The sequence below is a fragment of the Paracoccus rhizosphaerae genome (genome assembly GCF_026162645.1).
In the GTDB taxonomy this organism is placed as follows: Bacteria; Pseudomonadota; Alphaproteobacteria; order Rhodobacterales; family Rhodobacteraceae; genus Paracoccus; species Paracoccus rhizosphaerae.
Genome location: NZ_JAOTBE010000177.1, coordinates 1 through 1,162, shown reverse-complemented (window position 1 = coordinate 1,162; position 1,162 = coordinate 1). Strand labels below are relative to the sequence as shown.

At 66.7% G+C, this 1,162-nt stretch carries 1 pseudogene; it reads left to right on the top strand.

Going from position 1 to position 1,162, the window contains the following annotated elements:
• Positions 1–1,129, top strand: a pseudogene (locus OC184_RS20265) (IS256 family transposase); the annotation flags it as partial.
• Positions 1,130–1,162 lie beyond the last annotated feature (33 nt).

Sequence of the window (1,162 nt, the reverse complement as noted above, 5' to 3'; positions counted from 1 at the left end):
GCCGAAGAGATCCTGCCGGATGGCCGCCAGCGGGTTGTCCGGCACGGCTACGGGCCGGAGCGCAGCATCCTGACCGGGATTGGTGCGCTCGGCGTCCAGCGCCCGAAGGTGCGCGACCGCGCCTTTGATGTGCCGGCCGAGAAGAAGATCCGCTTCACCTCGGCGATCCTGCCGAAATGGGCGCGGCGGTCGCGCAGCGTCGATGCCCTCCTGCCGGTCCTTTACCTGCGCGGCATCTCGATGGGAGATTTTCAGGAGGCGCTGGCCGCGATCCTGGGGAAAGACGCGGCCAACCTGTCGCCGAGTGTAGTCTCGCGCCTGACCGGGGAGTGGCAGCAGGAATACGACCGTTGGCAGCGCCGCGATCTCTCGGCCCGGCGATATGTCTACATCTGGGCTGACGGCGTCTACCTGCAGGTCCGGATGGAGCCGCAGGCGGAATGCATGCTGGTCACCCTTGGGGCGACGCCGGAAGGGAAGAAGGAACTCGCGGGCTTCCAGGTCGGCCTGCGCGAGAGCGCGCAGAGCTGGCGTGAGTTGCTGGCCGACATCAAGGCCCGGGGCCTCACGGTTCCGCCCGAGACCGCCGTCGGCGGTGGGGCCATGGGGTTCTGGAAGGCGCTGGACGAGGTCTTCCCGGGCACGCGCCATCAGCGCTGTTGGGTCCACAAGATCGCCAACGTCCTGAACAAGTTCCCGAAATCCATGCAGCCGGCGGTGAAGGCCGACCTGCGCGAGATCTGGCAGGCCGAGACCCGCGCCGCAGCGGCAACCGCGATGCACACCTTTGCCAAGGAATACGGCGCCAAGTATGAGAAGGCAGTGACCTGCCTGAGCAAAAACCGCGAGGCGCAGCTCGCCTGTCTCACGACTTCCCGGCCGATCCCTGGGATCACCTGCGCACGGGAAACCCGATCGAGAGTGTCTTCGCCACCGTCCGGCACCGGACCGTCCGGACCAAGGGCGCACTGTCACAGAAGACGGCGAAGCTGATGGTGTTCAAGCTGTTCAGGCCGCCGCCAAGACCTGGCGCCGCCTGAAGGGCGCGAACCAGTTGCCTTTGGTCATCGACGGCGTCACCTTCACCGACGATGTCGCCACCAGCGTCGCCGAAAACCGCGCCGCCTGATCAGGCCGCGTCACCCAATTTCCCGCATAGCTC